1 protein-coding gene is annotated in these 524 nt (G+C 77.7%); it reads left to right on the forward strand.

The window, feature by feature from the left end; genetic code table 11:
* Window positions 1–123: 123 nt before the first annotated feature.
* Window positions 124–524: TolC family protein (locus tag K9U40_RS23390; protein WP_282892457.1), on the forward strand; the 401-nt coding region annotated here is incomplete at its 3' end.

Consider the following 524-nt stretch of genomic DNA (forward strand, 5'->3'; position numbering starts at 1 on the left):
CGTGGGCAATGCGCGCGCGCAGCGCTTCCCGCGCCTGACGCTGGCCGGCTCCGTCGGCCGGGCCTGGGGCAGCACGGGCGGCACCAGCGTGGCGACGAACACCTGGTCGATCGGGCCGTCGGGGTGAGCCTGCCGATCTTCGACGCGGGCCGCCGCGCGGCCCAGGTGGACGCCGCCGAGGCCCGCTACCAGGAAGCCGCGCAGCTCTACCGCGCCAACGCGCGCCGCGCGGTGAGCGAGGTCGAACAGGCCCTGGTGCGGCTCGCGAGCACCGCGGCGCGCAGCGCCGATGCCGAGCGCGCCGCCGCGGGCTACCGCGCCTCCTTCGTCGCGACCGAAGCGCGCTGGCGCGGCGGCCTGGCGAGCCTGCTGGAGCTGGAGGAAACGCGGCGCACCGCCCTCAACTCCGAAACCGCGCTCATCTCGCTGCGCCAGGAGCGCATGGCGGCCTGGATCGGCCTCTACCGCGCCGCGGGCGGCGGCTGGGAGGCACCGCCGCCGGCAGCGGCCACGGCATCCGTGCC

The sequence above is a fragment of the Xanthobacter autotrophicus genome (assembly GCF_030015065.1).
In the GTDB taxonomy this organism is placed as follows: domain Bacteria; phylum Pseudomonadota; class Alphaproteobacteria; order Rhizobiales; family Xanthobacteraceae; genus Xanthobacter; species Xanthobacter autotrophicus_D.